The sequence below is a fragment of the Escherichia sp. WS2035 genome (assembly GCF_046487065.1).
Lineage (GTDB): Bacteria > Pseudomonadota > Gammaproteobacteria > Enterobacterales > Enterobacteriaceae > Escherichia > Escherichia coli.
In genome coordinates this window covers 65831-85526 of the sequence record NZ_JBJQKD010000006.1, presented here as the reverse complement: position 1 = coordinate 85526, position 19696 = coordinate 65831, and the positions used below count along the sequence as shown (strand labels likewise).

Genomic DNA, 19696 nt, shown 5'->3' with positions numbered 1-19696 from the left:
GTTATCGTCGATGCGCAAGATTGCAGCGTTATCGAGCCGTATACCGTTCAGGATTGCGATAAAAAATCGTCTGAGATGACAAAAATATTGCGGCTAAAAAGTGTACTTTTACACTGGCGAAGAAACGCCGGTAACATACAATTAAAGCATCAACACCAACCGGAACCTCCACCACGTGCTCGAATGAGGTGTGTTGACGTCGGGGGAAACCCTCCTGTGTACCAGCGGGATAGAGAGAAAGACAAAGACCGGAAAACAAACTAAAGCGCCCTTGTGGCGCTTTAGTTTTGTTCATCTTCCAGTAAGCGTGCGCCGGTACCTTCTTCTCCTAAGCGGTCGCCCGGGTTACGCAACGGGCAATCACTGCGCGAAAGGCAGCCACAACCAATACATCCATCCAGTTCGTCACGCAGCGCCACTAAGGTATGAATGCGCCGATCCAACTCTTCTCGCCATTGGGACGAAAGCTGTTTCCACTCTTTCGCACTTAACGTATGCCCTTCTGGCAACACGCCAAACGCTTCACGAATGGTTGCGAGCGGAATGCCAATACGCTGAGCAATTTTGATAATTGCGACATATCGCAACACATCACGTTTATATCGCCGCTGATTGCCGCTATTACGGATACTGGTAATCAACCCTTTGCTTTCATAGAAATGCAGCGCCGATACCGCCACACCGCTGCGTTTCGCCACTTCGCCGGGTGTTAGCAGCGCTTTAATGCGGGGTAATTTCTTTTCCATAAATCGCTTTACCTCAAGTTAACTTGAGGAATTATACTCCCCAACAGATGAATTAACGAACTGAACACTGAAAAGAGGCAGATTTATGTCCCATCAGAAAATTATTCAGGATCTTATCGCATGGATTGACGAGCATATTGACCAGCCGCTTAACATTGATGTCGTCGCAAAAAAATCTGGCTATTCAAAGTGGTACTTGCAACGGATGTTCCGCACGGTGACGCATCAGACGCTTGGCGATTACATTCGCCAGCGCCGTCTGTTACTGGCCGCCGTTGAGTTGCGCACCACCGAGCGTCCGATTTTTGATATCGCAATGGACCTGGGTTATGTCTCTCAGCAGACCTTCTCCCGCGTTTTCCGTCGGCAGTTTGATCGCACTCCCAGCGATTATCGCCACCGCCTGTAGTTTTATTGCCCGCGCGTTAATTCCCGCGCGGGTAATTGCTCCATCCATTGCATAAACACCTGCGGCGGCATCGCCTTCGCGAAGAACCATCCCTGGCAATAGCGCACGCCGCGTTTGCGCAGCCAGTTAACCTGCGCCTCAGTTTCGACACCTTCAGCAATCGTTTTTAACCCCAGGCTGTGCGCCAGCTCGATGATGTGTTCCGCAATCAAATGACTGGTTTTGTGGGTGGTCAGCGTCTCAACAAACGATTTATCGATTTTCAAAATATCGACATTCAATGATTTAAGGTTATGCAAGTTAGAGTAGCCAATACCAAAATCATCAATTGCCACTTCGTAACCGGCCTTGCGGAAAGCCAGAATAATCGGCGTCATTTTGTCGACATCAAGAAATGCATGTTCAGTCACTTCAAATTTAATTTGCTGCGGGCGCACCGCATGTTGCTCTGTTTTCTGATTGGTTCGCGCTATCAACCGTGAGGTATGAAAATCGGAGGCTGACAGGTTAATAGAAACATAGCGATCGGCATGTGTTGCCAGATACGCGCCCAAATCGCGGAAGACATTATCAATAACATAATCAGTTACCTGTTCGATCATCCCCTCCTTTTCTGCCAGCGGAATAAACTCTGCCGGATTCATTACTTGCCCCTGCTCACCGGGCCAACGTAACAACGCTTCAGCGCCGATACATTTTTCTGTTTTGATATCGATTATTGGCTGGTAATAAAGGAAAAGTTGATGTTTTTCGAGGGCGCGTTGCAATTTGCGTTTGGGAGACAAATAGTTTTGTCGAATACGTAGCCAGAGTAATAGCAGAACAAGACTCCCCAAAATACCGGCGGGCAACGCAAAAATAAGATGATTATAAAAATGGGTTATAAGACGTTGATATGAAGTCGCAACAATGGCCGCAATTGGGCGTTTTGTCGAATAAACTGTCGCATATAAATAGCCATTTCGTTGTACGGTTAAATCATTCAAACGAATCAGCGGAGAAAACGTTGCTGCCGAGGCCTCGTTGCTTAACGAGAAAAAGGTTTTCGTCACCGTATCATACACACCCCATTGCAATGTCGGATCATCAGACATCACTTCACTCCAGAAGAGAGGGTTAATGACCGCTACATAATTCCCCCGCTGCATATAGGTCATTTTATAGCCTGAGAAAAAAGGCGTATCACGGTAATAATAGATAGAAACGTTAGGTTCACGCTTATAATCGGCCGGTGCAATCGTATAGCCATTTACAGACGCTATCAGCGATGAGCATAAAAAATGGTTATCACGAGCATAAATCAATTCATTAATATAAAGATAGCCACGAATAATATTCAACATTCGCTTTTGATGGGCTGGAGTGCAAACTTGCCCCTGATAGCGTTCAGCTGCATCGCTCACTAAATCTGCCTGACGAATGACCAGCTCAGATTTATCCAACGCCAGCTGAGCAAAAGTTCGGAGCTGATTATTCACTTCTGATTTTGCCCAAAAGAAGGCAATCCATAGCGACAGAATGATGGGAAAGAGAACTAAAAAGATAATGCCCGGAAACGCCAGTAATTGGTGTCGTGCACGATGACTCATTGCTATCAATTCCCTGCCTGTTTATACCCGGTTATTGCAAGGTGAAACCCTGGCTACCGACGTCTTTAGATAAATCTTACGGTATAAATAGCACTTTTGCCTGATATAAAATTGAGACCTTTTTAATCGTCACCAGGATGACGATAATTCATTGATCTTAAAAATTAATCACCTTCAGGAATGCAGAGGCGGCGGGAAGATATACCCTTAATGCCGCTGAAAAAACACATAATCTGTACGGCAATAAAAGTCACGGCCTAATCTGGCTAACAAACAACCAATTGTGATATAGTTCACAAAATTCATGAAACAAACAGAGTGTTTCATTTTTGTGTTCTGCAAGCCCCGCGATAGCCAGAGTGTATCACGCCTCCCGTGAACAACGCCGCGCTGTCCAGGGCATCAGCTCTTTTTCGAGGAATTGTTTGATGGCTACCCTCACCACTGGCGTGGTTCTTCTTCGCTGGCAACTTCTTAGTGCCGTAATGATGTTTCTGGCCAGCACGCTCAACATCCGTTTTCGTCGGGCTGATTATGTCGGGCTTGCAGTGATCAGCAGCGGTTTGGGCGTAGTTTCCGCCTGCTGGTTCGCAATGGGGTTGCTTGGCATCACAATGGCGGATATCACCGCCATCTGGCACAACATCGAGTCGGTGATGATAGAAGAGATGAATCAGACACCGCCACAATGGCCAATGATTTTGACTTGATATGTAGAAGCCTCCATAACGGAGGCTTCTTTTTTATGGCTGGCAGATGCTTTAATCATCCACCTTAAAACAATATACCCTATTGTTTTAAAGACAAATCAGAACGGAATATCGTCATCAAAGTCCATCGGCGGCTCGTTAGACGGCGCTGCCGGAGCGGACTGCTGCGGGCGAGACTGCGCGCCGCCGCTGAACTGATTGCCACCCTGCGGCTGCTGAGGCTGACCCCAACCGCCCTGCGGCTGACCACCACCGATATTGCCACCTGCAGGAGCGCCACCACCCTGACGACCACCCAGCATCTGCATGGTGCCGCCAACGTTCACCACGACTTCTGTGGTATAGCGATCCTGACCGGATTGATCGGTCCATTTGCGGGTACGCAGCTGACCTTCGATATAAACCTGAGAACCTTTACGCAGATATTCGCTGGCTACTTCTGCCAGTTTGCCGAACAGCACAACGCGGTGCCATTCAGTCTGCTCTTTCATCTCGCCGGTGGCTTTATCACGCCAGGATTCGGAAGTAGCCAGCGTAATGTTGGCAACTGCGCCACCATTTGGCATGTAGCGTACTTCCGGGTCCTGACCCAGATTACCAACGAGAATAACCTTGTTTACGCCTCTGCTGGCCATGTTCGTGTCTCCTGAAAAAAAATCGTTCTGAATAAGTGTAAACGCGCGATTGTACCATTACCAATAGCGCTTTTACTATGTTGTGACCTCGGTTCCGGGAAACAAACCTGGCCAGACATTGTTACACAACACTCCGGGTAATGCATTCCAATACTGTATATTCATTCAGGTTAATTTGTGTCATAATTAACCGTTTGTGATCGCCGGTAGCACCATGCCACCGGGCAAAAAAGCGTTTAATCCGGGAAAGGTGAATGGATAAGATCGAAGTTCGGGGCGCCCGCACCCATAATCTCAAAAACATCAACCTCGTTATCCCCCGCGACAAGCTCATTGTCGTGACCGGGCTTTCGGGTTCTGGCAAATCCTCGCTCGCTTTCGACACCTTATATGCCGAAGGGCAGCGCCGTTACGTTGAATCCCTTTCCGCCTACGCGCGGCAGTTTCTGTCACTGATGGAGAAGCCGGACGTCGACCATATTGAGGGGCTTTCTCCTGCCATCTCAATTGAGCAGAAATCGACGTCTCATAACCCGCGCTCTACGGTGGGGACAATCACCGAAATCCACGACTATTTGCGTCTGCTGTACGCTCGCGTTGGTGAGCCGCGCTGCCCGGACCACGATGTACCGCTGGCGGCGCAAACCGTCAGTCAGATGGTGGATAACGTGTTGTCCCAGCCGGACGGCAAGCGTCTGATGCTGCTCGCGCCAATCATTAAAGAGCGCAAAGGCGAACACACCAAAACGCTGGAGAACCTGGCAAGCCAGGGTTACATCCGTGCTCGTATTGATGGCGAAGTCTGCGATCTTTCCGATCCGCCGAAACTGGAACTGCAAAAGAAACATACCATTGAAGTGGTGGTTGATCGCTTCAAAGTGCGTGACGATCTTACCCAACGTCTTGCCGAGTCGTTTGAAACCGCGCTGGAGCTTTCCGGTGGTACCGCGGTAGTGGCGGATATGGACGACCCGAAAGCGGAAGAGCTGCTGTTCTCCGCCAACTTTGCCTGCCCGATTTGCGGTTACAGTATGCGCGAGCTGGAACCTCGCCTGTTTTCATTTAACAACCCGGCGGGAGCCTGCCCGACCTGTGACGGACTTGGCGTACAGCAATATTTCGATCCTGACCGCGTGATCCAGAATCCGGAATTATCGCTGGCTGGCGGTGCGATCCGTGGCTGGGATCGCCGCAACTTCTATTATTTCCAGATGCTGAAATCGCTGGCAGATCACTATAAGTTCGACGTCGAAGCGCCGTGGGGCAGCCTGAGCGCGAACGTGCATAAAGTGGTGTTGTACGGTTCTGGCAAAGAAAATATTGAATTCAAATACATGAACGATCGTGGCGATACCTCCATTCGTCGTCATCCGTTCGAAGGCGTGCTGCACAATATGGAGCGCCGTTATAAAGAGACGGAATCCAGCGCGGTACGTGAAGAATTAGCCAAGTTTATCAGCAATCGTCCGTGCGCCAGCTGCGAAGGAACCCGTCTGCGTCGGGAAGCACGCCACGTGTATGTCGAGAATACGCCGCTGCCCGCCATCTCCGACATGAGCATCGGTCATGCGATGGAATTCTTCAACAATCTCAAACTCGCAGGTCAGCGGGCGAAGATTGCAGAAAAAATCCTTAAAGAGATCGGCGATCGTCTGAAATTCCTCGTTAACGTCGGCCTGAATTACCTGACACTTTCCCGCTCAGCAGAGACACTTTCCGGCGGTGAAGCCCAGCGTATTCGTCTGGCGAGCCAGATTGGTGCAGGCCTGGTTGGCGTGATGTACGTGCTGGATGAGCCGTCTATCGGCCTGCACCAGCGCGATAACGAGCGCCTGCTGGGTACGCTTATCCATCTGCGCGATCTCGGTAATACCGTGATTGTGGTGGAGCACGACGAAGACGCGATTCGCGCCGCTGATCATGTGATCGATATCGGTCCGGGTGCGGGTGTTCACGGCGGTGAAGTCGTCGCGGAAGGTCCGCTGGAAGCAATAATGGCGGTGCCTGAGTCGTTGACCGGGCAGTACATGAGCGGTAAACGCAAGATTGAGGTGCCGAAGAAACGCGTTCCGGCAAATCCGGAAAAAGTGCTGAAACTGACGGGCGCACGCGGCAACAACCTGAAAGACGTGACGCTGACGCTGCCGGTGGGTCTGTTTACCTGCATTACCGGAGTTTCAGGTTCCGGTAAATCAACGCTGATTAACGACACACTGTTCCCAATTGCCCAACGCCAGTTGAATGGTGCGACCATCGCCGAACCAGCACCGTATCGCGATATTCAGGGGCTGGAGCATTTCGATAAAGTGATCGATATCGACCAAAGCCCAATTGGTCGTACTCCGCGTTCTAACCCGGCGACCTATACCGGCGTGTTTACGCCTGTGCGCGAACTGTTTGCGGGCGTACCGGAATCCCGTGCGCGTGGTTATACGCCAGGACGTTTCAGCTTTAACGTTCGCGGCGGACGCTGCGAAGCCTGTCAGGGCGACGGCGTGATCAAAGTGGAGATGCACTTCCTGCCGGACATTTACGTACCGTGCGACCAGTGCAAAGGCAAACGCTATAACCGTGAAACGCTGGAGATTAAGTACAAAGGCAAAACCATCCACGAAGTGCTGGATATGACCATCGAAGAGGCGCGTGAGTTCTTTGATGCGGTGCCAGCTCTGGCACGTAAGCTGCAAACATTGATGGACGTTGGTCTGACGTATATTCGTCTGGGTCAGTCCGCAACCACACTTTCTGGTGGTGAAGCCCAGCGCGTGAAGCTGGCGCGTGAGCTGTCAAAACGCGGCACCGGGCAGACGCTGTATATTCTCGACGAGCCGACCACCGGTCTGCACTTCGCCGATATTCAGCAACTGCTCGACGTACTGCATAAACTGCGCGATCAGGGCAATACCATTGTGGTAATTGAGCACAATCTCGACGTGATCAAAACCGCTGACTGGATTGTCGACCTGGGACCAGAAGGCGGCAGTGGGGGCGGCGAAATCCTCGTCTCCGGTACGCCAGAAACCGTCGCAGAGTGCGAAGCTTCGCATACGGCGCGCTTCCTCAAGCCGATGCTGTAATCGTTAAGGCCGCTTTCTGAGCGGCCTTCTTCTTTCAGAGTTGCACCAGCAATTTACGTTTTTCTTCCGGCAGCAAATTCACCGCCTGCTGATAAGACGCATCCACCAGATAATAGATTTGCGAATCCGGCAGCGATCCGTCGAGATACACGGTGCTCCAGTGTGCTTTGTTCAGATGGCGGCTTGGACGCACATCGCTGTGCTGCTGACGTAGCAGCTCCGCCAGCTCCGGGCTGGTTTTCAGCGAAACAGCTGGGCGATTTTCTACTTCTTTCACCATCGCAAACAGCACATCTTCCACTTTGATCTGCGTCGCTTTCCAGTCGTTATGCACGCTCTGTTCTGCGCCTGGTTTTGCCATGCAATATTGTAGCAACTCCAAAATGGTCATTTTTTACTCCCCTTGAAGTGTCGCGATGATGCGACGCGATCCGCCGTGGATGCGATGTTCCCCCAGCCAGATGCCTTGCCAGGTGCCGGTCTGAATACGCCCTTTATGCACCGGCAATACAAGCGATGTTCCCAGCATTGAGGATTTGATATGAGAAGGCATATCGTCTGCTCCCTCATAGTCATGCTCATAATTTCCGTTGTCGGGAACGGCGCGGAGGAAAAAACGCTCCATGTCGTGGCGTACGGTGGGATCGCAGTTCTCATTAAGTGTCAGAGAGGCGGAGGTATGTTGCAGCAACAGATGCAGTAAACCGATGTTAACGCGCGGCATATCAGCCAGCTGATTCAGAATTTCATCCGTTACCAGATGAAACCCACGAGATTTGGCGCTAAGCGTGAGCGTCTTTTGATACCACATGTGCTGCTCCTTGATAAAACTCTCTTAATCAGTTTGCAGCAAGACAGCGAAAGGATAAAGGTGTGATTAAAAAAACAGCATTCGGGAGAGTATTACGCTCTCCCGCTCTGTCAGTATTCTGAATTGACGATCACCTCTTCACCAAACGCACCCGCTTGTGGCAAGGGTTTGTAGGTAGAGTTGGAGGCGCGCAGAATGCGGATACCACGAGCGCCAACATCGCGTGCGGCGGTAATATCGTTATCGGAATCACCATAAAAAATTCGGATATTTTTATCCTGCAGCCATTGCGATTTTGTATTTTGACCTGGTTTATCGCCCGCAAAGATCACCGGATTCATGTTGGTGGCAGGAATATGAAAATTATCCGCCAGCGTTTTTGAAACCGTTTCTGTTTTGGTCGGGCTACGACCAGTCACAAAGAAGATCGCGTCACCGCGGCGTACATGCATATCAATCAGCTGGCGAGCGACCTCTTTTGGAATGCTGAATTCATCCCAGCCATTGTTCATTTTTTCCCAGAACACAGGATTTTTCAGATAATCTTCGCTTTCTGGTGAGAAGGTTTTTTTGCCGCGCCAGAAACCCGGACTGGAAAAAAGTACCGTATCATCGATATCAAACCCCACCGCCATTGGCGGACGTCCTGCGAGGCTATTTTCAATTTGTGCAACCGAAACCCAATGAATTGGTGCCTGTTCAGCGAGTTTGGCTACGTTAGTACCCGGATTAAGCGGTGAAGGAGATGAGGCCAGGGCAACAGCGGAACTGTTTAGAGCGAACAATAAGCAAACGGCACTCAATGCCTGTGTGATCTTGCGCATATTTTTCCCTAAATAGTCAGTAAGTTGAAACTTATTATTGTGCGTTTGTTGAAAAAACCATCTGACCATAACGCCAACCGCAGGGGAAAGGAAGGATTATCTGCGGATTTGTCACATAAAAAGAGCATGATCACATTTGGAATACCTGTGCGATAAACCACACATTGCCACGGTTATTCTGCTTACACATTCACACAATGGCACTCTTTTGGTTCTCGCAAACATTGTTCAGGGAATATACTGATGATAAATATAAATGCATTCAATGGATGATGAATGAAAATATCGTGGAATTATATATTTAAGAACAAATGGCGATTTCACATTACAAGCATTTCACTTTTTCTTATCATGCTCGCGGTTTCAATCGCTTTTTTGCACTTGCGTTTTAATACCTTGTCCGGTACCGATAAAATGCGGCTTGAAATGTATAAGTCCACATTATATTCCACCATCGAGCAATTTTATGTTTTACCCTATATGCTCTCAACAGACCATATCATCCGTCAGGCGGTAATTACGCCTGACGATATGACGTCCAGCGAACTCAATCAACGAATTGCACATTTCAATACTCAACTCAAAACCGCAGCAATATTTATTCTGGATACCCAAGGTAAGGCCATCGCTTCTAGTAACTGGCAGGACCCCGGCAGCTATGTAGGGCAAAATTATAGCTATCGCCCCTATTATAAACACGCCATGTCTGGCTTAAATGGACGCTTTTACGGTATTGGTAGCACTACGAATACACCGGGATTCTTCCTCTCTACAAGTATAAAAGATAAAGGAAAAATTGTCGGTGTTGTAGTAGTAAAAATAAGTCTTAATGAAATTGAAAAAGCATGGGCCGAAGGTCCTGAAAATATTATCGTGAATGATGAACATGGGATTATATTTTTAAGTTCAAAATCGCCATGGCGAATGCGAACACTGCAACCGTTACCTGTTCAGGCAAAACAAAAACTACAATCTACCCGCCAATATAGTCTCGACAATCTTTTACCGGCGGATTATTATCCCTGTTATACCGTGAGCAATTTTACTTTCCTGAAAGATAAAAAAGAACAACTCTGTTTATTCCCGCAATATTATACGCAACAAATAGCCATTCCAGAATTTAACTGGAAAATGACAATTATGGTCCCCTTAGATAACCTGTACTGGTCATGGGCTATTTCGTTAGTCATTACACTAATTATTTACCTGCTGTTTTTGTTATTTATTAAATACTGGAGAATGCGATCTCATGCACAACAATTATTAACACTGGCGAATGAAACATTAGAAAAACAGGTTAAAGAGCGTACATCTGCCCTGGAATTGATCAATCAAAAATTAATACAGGAGATAAAAGAGCGCAGTCAGGCTGAACAAGTATTACAAATTACGCGTAGTGAACTGGCAGAGTCCAGCAAACTGGCGGCGCTTGGACAGATGGCAACCGAAATTGCCCATGAACAAAATCAACCGTTAGCCGCCATTCACGCACTTACTGATAACGCGCGTACTATGCTAAAAAAAGAGATGTATCCACAGGTTGAACAGAATCTGAAACACATTATTTCCGTGATTGAGCGGATGACGCAGCTCATTTCCGAACTTAAAGCATTTGCCTCGCGCCATCGCGTACCTAAAGGTTCTGCCGATGTCATCAAAGTGATGTATAGCGCCGTGGCGTTACTTAATCACAGCATGGAGAAAAATAACATTGAGCGACGAATAAAAGCCCCATCCATGCCGTTATTTGTCAATTGCGATGAACTCGGTCTTGAACAGATATTCAGTAATTTAATTAGCAACGCCTTAGATTCTATGGAAGGTAGCTCTTACAAACGACTGGATATCGCCATTCGCCAGGCAAATAACAAAGTTATTATTACCATTAAAGACAGCGGTGGCGGTTTTGCACCTGAAGTTGTCGATCGCATATTTGAACCATTTTTTACCACTAAACGTAGAGGAATGGGGTTGGGACTGGCAATAGTCAGCGAAATTGTCCGAAATTCGAACGGCGCACTCCACGCCAGTAATCATCCTGAAGGCGGCGCAGTAATGACATTAACCTGGCCTGAATGGGGAGAAAAACATGAATAATAAATTCAGTGAAATTACTATAGTTTATATTGAGGATAGTGACGATGTACGTTTTGCCTGTGAACAAACGCTCACGCTGGCTGGTTATCGCGTTATTTCCTGTTGCGATGCAGAACACAGTATTCCCCTTATTCAAAGTCAGGCCAACATTATTATACTGACCGATGTCAGGTTACCTGGAATATCAGGACTAGAGCTCCTCAGTTACATCAACGAAATGGATAGCAAAATTCCGGTTATTTTAATTACCGGACACGGTGACGTGGAAATGGCGGTGGATGCCATGCGTAATGGTGCATTCGATTTCATTGAGAAACCAAGTAGCTCAGATAAATTATTGAGTATTATTGCCAGAGCGGTAGAAAAACGGCGATTGGTTTTAGAAAATCAGCAATTACTGGCGAATCTGCAACAGGAAAATGGCCCGGTGCTGATTGGTCGTAGTCCGCAGATGCAGCAACTGCGTAAAATGATCCTTAATGTCGCAGATACCGGTGCCGATGTCCTTATTTATGGTGAAACAGGTTGTGGTAAAGAAGTCGTCGCCAGAATGCTGCATCACTGGAGTACCCGCCGTCAGGGGCAGTTTGTTGCCTTAAACTGTGCAGGCTTACCAGAAACGTTGTTTGAAAGCGAAATATTTGGTCATGAGGCGGGCGCATTTACCGGTGCGGTTAAAAAGCGTATTGGAAAAATTGAACATGCAAATGGTGGTACGTTATTTCTCGATGAAATAGAGGGAATGCCATCAGGAATGCAGGTAAAACTGCTACGTGTATTGCAGGAAAGAACCATTGAACGATTAGGTGCCAATCAATTAATTCCGGTGAATTGCCGTGTTATTGCAGCGACCAAGGAAGATTTACTGCGTCGCAGCGAAGAACATCTGTTTCGTCTCGATCTCTATTATCGTCTGAATGTGGTTAGCCTGAATATTCCACCTCTACGCCAGCGACGAGAAGATATCCCTGAACTGTTTTACTGGTTCGCCAGTCAGGCGGCACAAAAATATAATCGTCCTCTGCCTGATATTTCTCCCATGTTACTGGCCTGGTTGCAGTCACAAAGTTGGCCTGGCAATGTACGTGAACTTAAACACAATGCAGAGCGTTTTGTTCTCGGTTTACTGACCCACCACCAGCCAGTGCCAATGACTCAGCAAGAAGAGAGTGGTCTTACCGCCTGCATTGATGCTTTCGAGAAAAAGTTAATCGAAGATATGCTGCGACAAACGGAAGGCCAGGTCAGTTTGACAGCGCGGCTATTACAGCTGCCGCGCAAGACTTTATATGACAAACTCAACAAACATCAGATTCAACCGCAAGTTTATCGACCAGAATCATCCAGCTAATGCTGATTCCTGAGGATGTAACCCCAAATCGATACCTTTGCGGGCGTAATGTTCAACTACCCAGGACCAGAATGATACCGGGATCGTAATCATCTTCGCATTGCGTTCCCGGTTGGCAGCTTCTGGCATACCGGGGTAAATCACCGGATTGCCGCCAGGTTGAGGCTGCGTAGCTAACAGATAATCCGCAAAGAACTGCCCTTTCTCCCCTGCCAGATCGGTGAATTGATCAGGATCGATAATCAACGCAAAAAGATGATTATGCGCAGATCCATCCGTCTGATGATCTTCGGCGATCGTGTCACCACCAGATAAGATCCCCGCCATCATTTCAATCATCAGTGCCAGGCCAAATCCTTTATGCTCACCAAATGGCAGTAACGCCCCTGGAGGATTGCTGAATAACACCCCAGGATCATTGCTTGGATTCCCCTGTGCATCAATCAATTGTCCCGGCGCGGCCTGCTTCCCGGTGGACGACATTACCCGTGCTTTATTTAGCGCCATGCTACTGGTGGCAAAATCAACCAGAATCGGCGGACGCCCATCACTGAACGGCCAGGCAAAGCAGAAAGGGTTAGTGGTCATACGCGGTTCCGCACCGCCCCACGGGGCGACCAGTGCAGGACGCCCGGTGACGTTACTCATGGCCAGCATCGCCAGGCCTTGATCAGCAACCATTTGCCCGTAATGCCCCATACGCCCTAAATGATGCGCATGGCACAACGTTAACAGGCAAAAACCGCGGTGTTTTGTTTGTTCGATGGCAGCATTTACCGCCACTTTTCCGGCGTGTTGACCAAAGCCATTGTGGGCATGAAAACGCTGTAAATTACCTTCACTTGTTAAGCATTCCGGGCGGGCATTCGCGGTTACATCGCCACGAGCGATATTTTCCAGATATTTCGGTAGCAGCGTGACGCCGTGGCTGGCAAAGCCATAACGTTCCGCTTCAATCATATGTTCCGCCACATCCTGAGCGATATCGGCATCACAGCCATTAAGTTCCAGCAGCCCGGCAGCTAACCAACGCACTTTTTCAACAGCAATTTGTAATGACATCGTTGGTTTCCTCACATTAGACCTAAAATTTTCCACCAGGTGGCGGCAAACAGTAGCAACAACAGGTAGCCGATTACCGTCAGGTACAGTCCCACACGGGTAAACTGGCGTGGCGTGAAGGTATCCGTACCCATACACACCATATTTTGTGGCGCGTTAATCGGCAGGATGAAGCCAAAACTGACACTGAAGGCGAGCAGAATGGTCATGCCGACCGGGTTAACGCCGAGTTCTGGCGGCAGACTGCTTAACAGGCTAATCAGGATGGGCAGCAATGCGGCAGTTAGCGCAGTGGCACTGGCAAACCCCAGGTGAATGATTATCAAGAAAGCGGCGAGAATCGCGAAGATGGCAAGTGATGGTAAACCGTCAAGACCAAAACCTTTCACCACATAGTTCGCCATCCATGAAGCTGCCTGTGTATCAAGCAACGTGGACCCCAGGCTGATACCAATACCAAACATCAGCAACGTGCCCCACTGCACACGTTTTTCGACCTCTTTCCAGCTCATTACACCGATGCCTGGCAGCAACATAATCGCCAGTCCGGCAAGGGTGACAGAGGTGGTATCAATACTGTGTAATTTTCCGCCAGTAGACCAAAAGAGCAGTAACAACAGCGAAATACCGATCAAGCGTTTTTCTTTACCGGTGGTTGGCCCTAACTCTGCGAGTGCTTTTTTAATGGCCTCGCTCCCCCCTTCAACAGCTTCCGTTTCTGGCGGCAACAATTTACGTGCGAGGAAATAGAGGATCACCGACATGGTGAGGCTCCAGGGCGCGCCCGCTAACAGCCAGTCAAGCCAGCTGACAGAATGCCCGGCGCCGAAAGTTTTATTGATAAAACCGATAGAAAGCAGGTTTTGCGCCGCCGAAGTTTGAATACCAACGTTCCAGATACTGGTCGCCTGGGCGATAACAATCATCATTGACGCCGCTAAACGTGAATGTTTATCCACCTTAAATGCCGCAATGACCCCCATCATAATCGGCACCACGCAAGCCGTACGGGCAGTGGCACTGGGTACGACCAGGCTCAGGACGATGGTCACCACAATGGCACCGATAATAATGCTGCGGCTACTGGCACCTATTTTCGACATAGTAAACAGCGCAATACGTTTATCCAGCCCGGTAATGGTCATTGCCGCCGCGATAAACATTGCTGCTGCCACCAGCGCCAGAGCAGAATTAGAAAAACCCGACAGAGTCATTTTCAGCGCTTTCGCGGTGCCAAGGATCGTGTCCGGGTGATTCATATCCGGGGCAAAACCAACCATAAAGATAATCAGTGCGGAAATAACAATTGCACTGGCGGTGTAATCCATCGCTTCGCTGATCCAGACAATAATGGCAAACACCAGAATGGCGATCATATTTTGTCCGGCGACGGGCAAGGTATCGCCCAGAGGCAGAAGAGTAATAATAATTCCGGCAATGATCGCCAACCACAGGCCGGGATTAGGGATAATTCGACGCTTTTGTGGTGCGCCATGTGATATTGATGACATATTCACCTCATTGTGAAAAATAAAAAACCTGCCTGGCTATTGCAGGAGCTATGCCATCTTTAATTTTTTAATAATGCTTTGTTATTTAATGATTTTATTATTTATTCTTTTTATTTTGTGCGCGGTTTTCCGCACAGTAAATAAAAGGTGATTCTCTTACCACACAGATAAAAAAAGGGAGCGATATGCTCCCTTGATATTCATTTATGGATTACTTAATAACATTCCATAACGTTTCGCCAAGCAACGCCGGGTTTCTTGTCCATGCCATGCCTGCTTTATCGAACGCACGGAATTTATCCTCTGCACTGCCGCTACCGCCAGAAATAATGGCTCCGGCGTGTCCCATGCGTTTTCCTTTTGGTGCAGTAACACCGGCAATATAACCTACGACCGGTTTATTCATATCATGGCGAATAAATTCCGCGGCCCGTTCTTCCGCATTACCACCAATTTCACCGATCATAATTACCGCGTCTGTTTGCGGATCATTTTCGAATAAACGCAGCGCATCAATAAAGTTAGTCCCCGGAACCGGATCGCCGCCAATACCAATACAGGTGGATTGCCCAAGTCCCAGCGCCGTGGTTTGCGCTACAGCTTCGTAGGTTAATGTACCGGAGCGGGAAACAATCCCAATACGCCCTGGGCGGTGGATTTCACCAGGCATAATCCCGATTTTGCACTCACCCGGCGTGATAACTCCTGGGCAGTTTGGCCCAATCAGCCGCACATCCGGGTGGCAGTCAAGCAGCCGACGAACTTTCACCATATCCAGTGTCGGTACACCTTCAGTGATCACCACAACCAATTTGACGCCAGCTTCAATAGCCTCAACAACAGAATCCAGCACAAACGGTGCAGGCACATAAATCACGCTGGCATCGGCCTCAGTTTGTCGCATCGCATCTTTCATTGAATCAAAAACCGGGCGATCCAGATGCCGTTGCCCGCCCTTACCAGGCGTCACTCCACCCACAATCTGCGTGCCATACGCAATAGCCTGCTCTGTATGAAATGTGCCGTTTTTGCCGGTAATGCCCTGCACCAGTACCCGCGTGTGTTTGTTGATCAAAACGCTCATCTTAACCTCCTGTTAATTCAGTAACGCAATGATGCGTTTCGCGGCATCATCCAGAGAATCGACGGCTTCCACCGTCAGACCACTTTCTGCCAGTAACCGCTGCCCTTCGGCGGCGTTATTACCGGAGAGACGCACCACGACAGGCAGGGTGATGCTGGCCTCATTCAGAGCATGAATAATGGCTCTGGCGATCATGTCGCAACGGACAATCCCACCAAAAATATTAACCAGAATGGCTTTCACTTTGCTGTCGGAAACAATCAGCCGAAAGGCTTCACTGACGCGCTCCTGGGTTGCGCCACCGCCAACATCCAGGAAGTTTGCGGGTTGTTCACCGTATAGCTTGATGATGTCCATGGTTGCCATAGCCAGCCCTGCACCATTGACCATGCAGCCGATATTTCCGTCCAGCGAGACATAATTAAGATCAAGCTTCGCTGCCTGGCTTTCGCGTGGATCTTCCTGGGTTTCATCACGTAGCACCTGGAGTTCCGGGTGACGATACAGCGCGTTATCATCCAGCGATACTTTCGCGTCTGCACACATAAATTCGCCCGTTTCCCGCAACACCAGAGGGTTAATTTCCAGCAGGGCAAAATCCAGTTCGTTAAAGGCTTTCCACGCCTGATTAACCAGGCGACTAAAGGCAGCAAATAGTCCGTGTTCCAGTTGCAGAACAGCAAACATTTCGCGGATATGGCAAGGCTGCACGCCTGTCAGTGGATCAATGCTGACACTGCTGATTTTCTCCGGTGTCTCATGGGCGACTTTTTCAATTTCCACACCACCTTCCGGGCTGACAATAAACGTGACCCGCTGGCTTTCACGATCCACCACCATGCCAAAATAGAGTTCCTGGCGTACCGGATAAATGTTTTCGCACAGTAAAATACTGCTGACATACTGTCCTTCTGGCCCGGTCTGATAAGTCACCAGTTGCGATCCCAACATTTGCTGTACAAAAGCCTGTGCTTCCGGCAGCTGCTTAAGCACTTTTACGCCGCCAGCTTTACCGCGCCCACCAGCATGTACCTGCGCTTTAAGTACCGCGCCTTTACTCGGGCAAGCAATATGTTGCCAGGCATCTGCCAGTTGCGAAATCTGTTGGATAGCTATCTCTTTTGGACACGGCATCCCCATGCCAGCCAGTAACGATTTGGCCTGATACTCATGTAAATTCATATATTCCCTCAGTGGTGTGTGTTATCCGTGTAATGCTTTATTATTCAAGGCCATTGCTGCTTCGTGGATGACTTCGCTTAATGTCGGATGCGCATGGATCGCACAGGCAATATCCTCGCCAGAGGCGCTAAAAGTCATCGCCAGCGCAATTTCATTAATCAGCTCCGATGCCTGCGGGCCAACAATCGCTCCGCCAAGTACGCGGTCAGTGTGTTTATCACTGTATAACGTGCAACGCCCACCTTCCTGGCCTAATGCTAAGGCGCGACCGTTACCGGCAAACAGAGAATTTCCTTTGTTAAAGACTCTGCCAGCGGCTTTCAGTGAGGCCTCGTTTTCCCCTACCCACGCAACTTCCGGTTGGGTGTAAATCACCGAAGGGATCAGCGCAAAATTAATCGGCTCTACCACCAGTCCGGCAATTTGATCAGCCACCACTACACCTTCAGCCATCGCTTTATGCGCCAGCATCGGCCCTCGCACGACATCACCAATTGCCCACAGCCCGGCTTTCCCGGTACGGCATAAGTTATCGACGGCAATACCGCCACGGTTATCGGCTTCAAGACCGAGTTGCACGAGATCGACACCAGAAAGTCGCGGTACACGTCCAATGGCAAGAATTAATTTATCGAAGCGGCTTTCTTCTCGCTTCTCACCCTGCCGCCAGCGCACATGCACACCGTCATCCCGTTGTTCAATAGCCTCAATCTCTACTGCCAGTTGCATTTTCATCCCACTGGCAATCATTGCTTTACGGACTTCGTTCGACAGGCGAGCTTCCAGTGCAGGCAAGAACGTTGGCGCCATCTCCAGCAACGTGACGTCTGAACCAACCCGATTCCACACAGACCCCAGTTCAAGGCCAATCACGCCAGCGCCGATCACACCGAGACGCGGCGGCACTTCGCTCAATGCCAGGGCGCCACGATTGTCGAGGATCTGTTGATTATCAATGGTAACGCCAGGCAGCTGACGCGGCTGAGAACCTGTTGCAATCACTACATTACGGGCGTGAAGGTGTTGATCGTTTACACGTAATTGCCAAATCTCATCCTGAGCACATTCTAACGTTGCGAGGCCGCACAGGTGCTTCACTTTATTTTTCTTAAACAGCAAGCTGATGCCCATTGTCAGGCGGCTTACTATGGCGTCTTTACGTTGAATCATCGCAGCTGCATTGAAAGATACGCCGTCAACATTAACGCCATGAATGCTCGCCTCATGCTGCACTTGCGCGTACAGTTCGGAAGATTGCAGCAACGATTTTGACGGAATACAGCCGACATTGAGACACGTACCGCCCGGCGAAGGTTCGCCCTGTGCATTAACACCATCATCAATACATACTACGGAAAGCCCATTCTGCGCAGCCCGCAGTGCCGCTACGTAACCACCTGGCCCCCCCCCCATAACTGCCACATCAAAAATTGTACTCATCGGCGCCCTCCTTAAAGATCCAGCAACAGTTGTTCCGGTGATTCCAGTAGCTCACGTATTGCCACCAATGTATGCACGGCTTCCTGACCATCGATAATGCGATGGTCATAGCTGAGAGCAAGGTACATCATGGGACGAATAACAACCTGACCGTTTTCTGCGACCGGGCGCGGCGTGATGGCATGCATCCCAAGAATGGCCGACTGCGGCGGGTTAATGATTGGCGTTGACATCATCGAACCAAAAGTACCGCCGTTGGTGATAGAGAACGTGCCGCCCTGTAACGCCTCCAGCGGCAATTTGCCATTGCGTGCCTGTGTGGCGTATTCGGCAATTTGCCGTTCAATTTCCACCAAAGAGAGTGATTGCGCATTGCGTAACACAGGCACTACCAGGCCGCGGTTGCTGCTCACTGCAATGCCGATATCGCAATAATCACGCCAGATAATCTCGTTGCCATCGACGCTGGCATTCACTACAGGGAAGCGCTCCAGCGCCCGGGTAACGGCCTTAACAAAGAAGGACATAAAGCCCAGCTTCACGCCGTGCTTCTCGGCAAAACGATCTTTCCAGCGGGCGCGTAAGTCCATCACGCTCTGCATGTTTACTTCGTTGAATGTGGTAAGAATGGCGTTATTTTGTTGGGAAGCCAGCAGACGCTCAGCAATTCGCTGACGTAAGCGCGACATCGGCTCACGACGTTCCTGACGAGCACCCGGTGTCAAGGGTTTAGCTGGCGCGATCTCCGCCACCCGTTCAGGCTGAATGGCTGGTGCAGGAGTAACGCGCTGCACATCCTCTTTCAGGATACGTCCATTTCTCCCGCTCCCCGCAACGTCAGCAAGTTCGACACCACTACGCTGTGCCTCCAGCCGTGCGGAAGGCATCGCCAGGGTTTCGGTGACTGGTGTGACGGTTTCTTCTATGACAGCTTGCGGCTTAAGATGCGCCAACAGTTGCGCGGACGTGACCGTGCTACCTTCGCTGACGATAATATTGCTTAACACGCCATCGTGCGGGGCCGGTATTTCCAGAATGACTTTATCGGTTTCCAGCTCGGCAATCACATCATCGCGTTTTACGTGCTCGCCTTCTTGTTTACACCAGGTTGTCAGCGTGCCTTCCGTGACAGATTCCGGTAATACAGGGACAGTAATTTCGATCATAA

At 49.4% G+C, this 19696-nt stretch carries 17 protein-coding genes; 5 read left to right on the top strand and 12 right to left on the bottom strand.

Annotation, left to right across the window (positions count from 1 at the left end; translation table 11 throughout):
- Positions 1-281 precede the first annotated feature (281 nt).
- Positions 282-746, bottom strand: a complete 465-nt coding sequence (soxR, locus tag ACJHX4_RS12050) for a redox-sensitive transcriptional activator SoxR (RefSeq protein WP_000412431.1) — start codon at positions 744-746, stop codon at positions 282-284.
- 85 nt (positions 747-831) lie between these two features.
- Between soxR and soxS the strand changes: the two genes are divergently transcribed.
- A complete protein-coding gene (gene soxS / locus ACJHX4_RS12045; protein ID WP_000019358.1) occupies positions 832-1155 on the top strand; it encodes a superoxide response transcriptional regulator SoxS in 324 nt (107 codons plus the stop codon).
- A gap of 2 nt (positions 1156-1157) precedes the next feature.
- Here the strand turns inward: soxS and pdeC are convergent, their stop codons facing one another.
- The gene (gene pdeC / locus ACJHX4_RS12040; protein WP_001296644.1) at positions 1158-2744 is read right to left on the bottom strand and encodes a c-di-GMP phosphodiesterase PdeC; all 1587 of its coding nucleotides are present in this window, start codon (positions 2742-2744) and stop codon (positions 1158-1160) included.
- 428 nt (positions 2745-3172) lie between these two features.
- Between pdeC and ACJHX4_RS12035 the strand changes: the two genes are divergently transcribed.
- Positions 3173-3454 carry a YjcB family protein gene (locus ACJHX4_RS12035; protein WP_001296643.1) on the top strand — a complete coding sequence of 94 codons (282 nt, stop codon included), beginning with the start codon at positions 3173-3175 and terminating at the stop codon, positions 3452-3454.
- 98 nt (positions 3455-3552) lie between these two features.
- On the opposite strand, the gene ssb1 is transcribed toward ACJHX4_RS12035, so the two are convergent.
- Positions 3553-4089: a single-stranded DNA-binding protein SSB1 gene (gene ssb1, locus ACJHX4_RS12030; RefSeq protein WP_000168305.1), complete on the bottom strand. Its 537-nt coding sequence runs from the start codon at positions 4087-4089 to the stop codon at positions 3553-3555.
- 254 nt (positions 4090-4343) lie between these two features.
- Here ssb1 and uvrA point away from each other — a divergent pair, with 254 nt between their 5' ends.
- Positions 4344-7166 (top strand): excinuclease ABC subunit UvrA, encoded by a 2823-nt coding sequence (gene uvrA / locus ACJHX4_RS12025; RefSeq protein ID WP_000357755.1) that lies wholly within the window; start codon positions 4344-4346, stop codon positions 7164-7166.
- 34 nt (positions 7167-7200) lie between these two features.
- On the opposite strand, the gene ACJHX4_RS12020 is transcribed toward uvrA, so the two are convergent.
- From ACJHX4_RS12020 to aphA, 3 genes are all read right to left on the bottom strand, one after another.
- A complete protein-coding gene (locus ACJHX4_RS12020; protein ID WP_000153726.1) occupies positions 7201-7557 on the bottom strand; it encodes an MmcQ/YjbR family DNA-binding protein in 357 nt (118 codons plus the stop codon).
- A gap of 3 nt (positions 7558-7560) precedes the next feature.
- Positions 7561-7977: a secondary thiamine-phosphate synthase enzyme YjbQ gene (locus ACJHX4_RS12015; RefSeq protein ID WP_000270369.1), complete on the bottom strand. Its 417-nt coding sequence runs from the start codon at positions 7975-7977 to the stop codon at positions 7561-7563.
- A 110-nt stretch (positions 7978-8087) separates the two neighbouring features.
- On the bottom strand, positions 8088-8801 hold the full coding sequence (gene aphA / locus ACJHX4_RS12010) for an acid phosphatase AphA (protein WP_001226933.1): 714 nt from the start codon (positions 8799-8801) through the stop codon (positions 8088-8090).
- Between the two features lie 276 nt (positions 8802-9077).
- Here aphA and ACJHX4_RS12005 point away from each other — a divergent pair, with 276 nt between their 5' ends.
- Together ACJHX4_RS12005 and ACJHX4_RS12000 are read left to right on the top strand one after the other, a co-directional pair.
- Positions 9078-10898 (top strand): ATP-binding protein, encoded by a 1821-nt coding sequence (locus ACJHX4_RS12005; RefSeq protein WP_000704416.1) that lies wholly within the window; start codon positions 9078-9080, stop codon positions 10896-10898.
- A complete protein-coding gene (locus ACJHX4_RS12000; protein WP_001060180.1) occupies positions 10891-12249 on the top strand; it encodes a sigma-54-dependent transcriptional regulator in 1359 nt (452 codons plus the stop codon). Before ACJHX4_RS12005 ends, ACJHX4_RS12000 begins: the two co-directional genes overlap by 8 nt.
- Here the strand turns inward: ACJHX4_RS12000 and ACJHX4_RS11995 are convergent.
- The 6 genes from ACJHX4_RS11995 to odhB all read right to left on the bottom strand — a co-directional run bounded on the left by ACJHX4_RS11995 (position 12238) and on the right by odhB (position 19694).
- Positions 12238-13311, bottom strand: a complete 1074-nt coding sequence (locus ACJHX4_RS11995) for an Ldh family oxidoreductase (RefSeq protein WP_000058085.1) — start codon at positions 13309-13311, stop codon at positions 12238-12240. The genes ACJHX4_RS12000 and ACJHX4_RS11995 overlap by 12 nt on opposite strands.
- 11 nt (positions 13312-13322) lie before the next feature.
- A complete protein-coding gene (locus tag ACJHX4_RS11990) occupies positions 13323-14822 on the bottom strand; it encodes a DASS family sodium-coupled anion symporter (RefSeq protein WP_001304712.1) in 1500 nt (499 codons plus the stop codon).
- Positions 14823-15033: 211 nt separating this feature from the next.
- Positions 15034-15906, bottom strand: coding sequence for a succinate--CoA ligase subunit alpha (gene sucD / locus ACJHX4_RS11985; RefSeq protein WP_000114645.1), 873 nt, complete (start codon positions 15904-15906; stop codon positions 15034-15036).
- A 12-nt stretch (positions 15907-15918) separates the two neighbouring features.
- Positions 15919-17088 carry an ADP-forming succinate--CoA ligase subunit beta gene (gene sucC / locus ACJHX4_RS11980; protein ID WP_001048626.1) on the bottom strand — a complete coding sequence of 390 codons (1170 nt, stop codon included), beginning with the start codon at positions 17086-17088 and terminating at the stop codon, positions 15919-15921.
- A 21-nt stretch (positions 17089-17109) separates the two neighbouring features.
- Positions 17110-18528, bottom strand: coding sequence for a dihydrolipoyl dehydrogenase (gene lpdA / locus ACJHX4_RS11975; RefSeq protein WP_000103921.1), 1419 nt, complete (start codon positions 18526-18528; stop codon positions 17110-17112).
- A gap of 11 nt (positions 18529-18539) precedes the next feature.
- On the bottom strand, positions 18540-19694 hold the full coding sequence (odhB, locus tag ACJHX4_RS11970; protein WP_000570223.1) for a 2-oxoglutarate dehydrogenase complex dihydrolipoyllysine-residue succinyltransferase: 1155 nt from the start codon (positions 19692-19694) through the stop codon (positions 18540-18542).
- Positions 19695-19696 lie beyond the last annotated feature (2 nt).

What these genes read in the sequence shown, in the direction of transcription:
- soxR (WP_000412431.1), bottom strand. Translation starts at nt 746, where the DNA reads ATGGAAAAGAAATTACCCCGCATTAAAGCGCTGCTAACACCCGGCGAA.
- soxS (WP_000019358.1), top strand. Translation starts at nt 832, where the DNA reads ATGTCCCATCAGAAAATTATTCAGGATCTTATCGCATGGATTGACGAG.
- pdeC (WP_001296644.1), bottom strand. Translation starts at nt 2,744, where the DNA reads ATGAGTCATCGTGCACGACACCAATTACTGGCGTTTCCGGGCATTATC.
- ACJHX4_RS12035 (WP_001296643.1), top strand. Translation starts at nt 3,173, where the DNA reads ATGGCTACCCTCACCACTGGCGTGGTTCTTCTTCGCTGGCAACTTCTT.
- ssb1 (WP_000168305.1), bottom strand. Translation starts at nt 4,089, where the DNA reads ATGGCCAGCAGAGGCGTAAACAAGGTTATTCTCGTTGGTAATCTGGGT.
- uvrA (WP_000357755.1), top strand. Translation starts at nt 4,344, where the DNA reads ATGGATAAGATCGAAGTTCGGGGCGCCCGCACCCATAATCTCAAAAAC.
- ACJHX4_RS12020 (WP_000153726.1), bottom strand. Translation starts at nt 7,557, where the DNA reads ATGACCATTTTGGAGTTGCTACAATATTGCATGGCAAAACCAGGCGCA.
- ACJHX4_RS12015 (WP_000270369.1), bottom strand. Translation starts at nt 7,977, where the DNA reads ATGTGGTATCAAAAGACGCTCACGCTTAGCGCCAAATCTCGTGGGTTT.
- aphA (WP_001226933.1), bottom strand. Translation starts at nt 8,801, where the DNA reads ATGCGCAAGATCACACAGGCATTGAGTGCCGTTTGCTTATTGTTCGCT.
- ACJHX4_RS12005 (WP_000704416.1), top strand. Translation starts at nt 9,078, where the DNA reads ATGAAAATATCGTGGAATTATATATTTAAGAACAAATGGCGATTTCAC.
- ACJHX4_RS12000 (WP_001060180.1), top strand. Translation starts at nt 10,891, where the DNA reads ATGAATAATAAATTCAGTGAAATTACTATAGTTTATATTGAGGATAGT.
- ACJHX4_RS11995 (WP_000058085.1), bottom strand. Translation starts at nt 13,311, where the DNA reads ATGTCATTACAAATTGCTGTTGAAAAAGTGCGTTGGTTAGCTGCCGGG.
- ACJHX4_RS11990 (WP_001304712.1), bottom strand. Translation starts at nt 14,822, where the DNA reads ATGTCATCAATATCACATGGCGCACCACAAAAGCGTCGAATTATCCCT.
- sucD (WP_000114645.1), bottom strand. Translation starts at nt 15,906, where the DNA reads ATGAGCGTTTTGATCAACAAACACACGCGGGTACTGGTGCAGGGCATT.
- sucC (WP_001048626.1), bottom strand. Translation starts at nt 17,088, where the DNA reads ATGAATTTACATGAGTATCAGGCCAAATCGTTACTGGCTGGCATGGGG.
- lpdA (WP_000103921.1), bottom strand. Translation starts at nt 18,528, where the DNA reads ATGAGTACAATTTTTGATGTGGCAGTTATGGGGGGGGGGCCAGGTGGT.
- odhB (WP_000570223.1), bottom strand. Translation starts at nt 19,694, where the DNA reads ATGATCGAAATTACTGTCCCTGTATTACCGGAATCTGTCACGGAAGGC.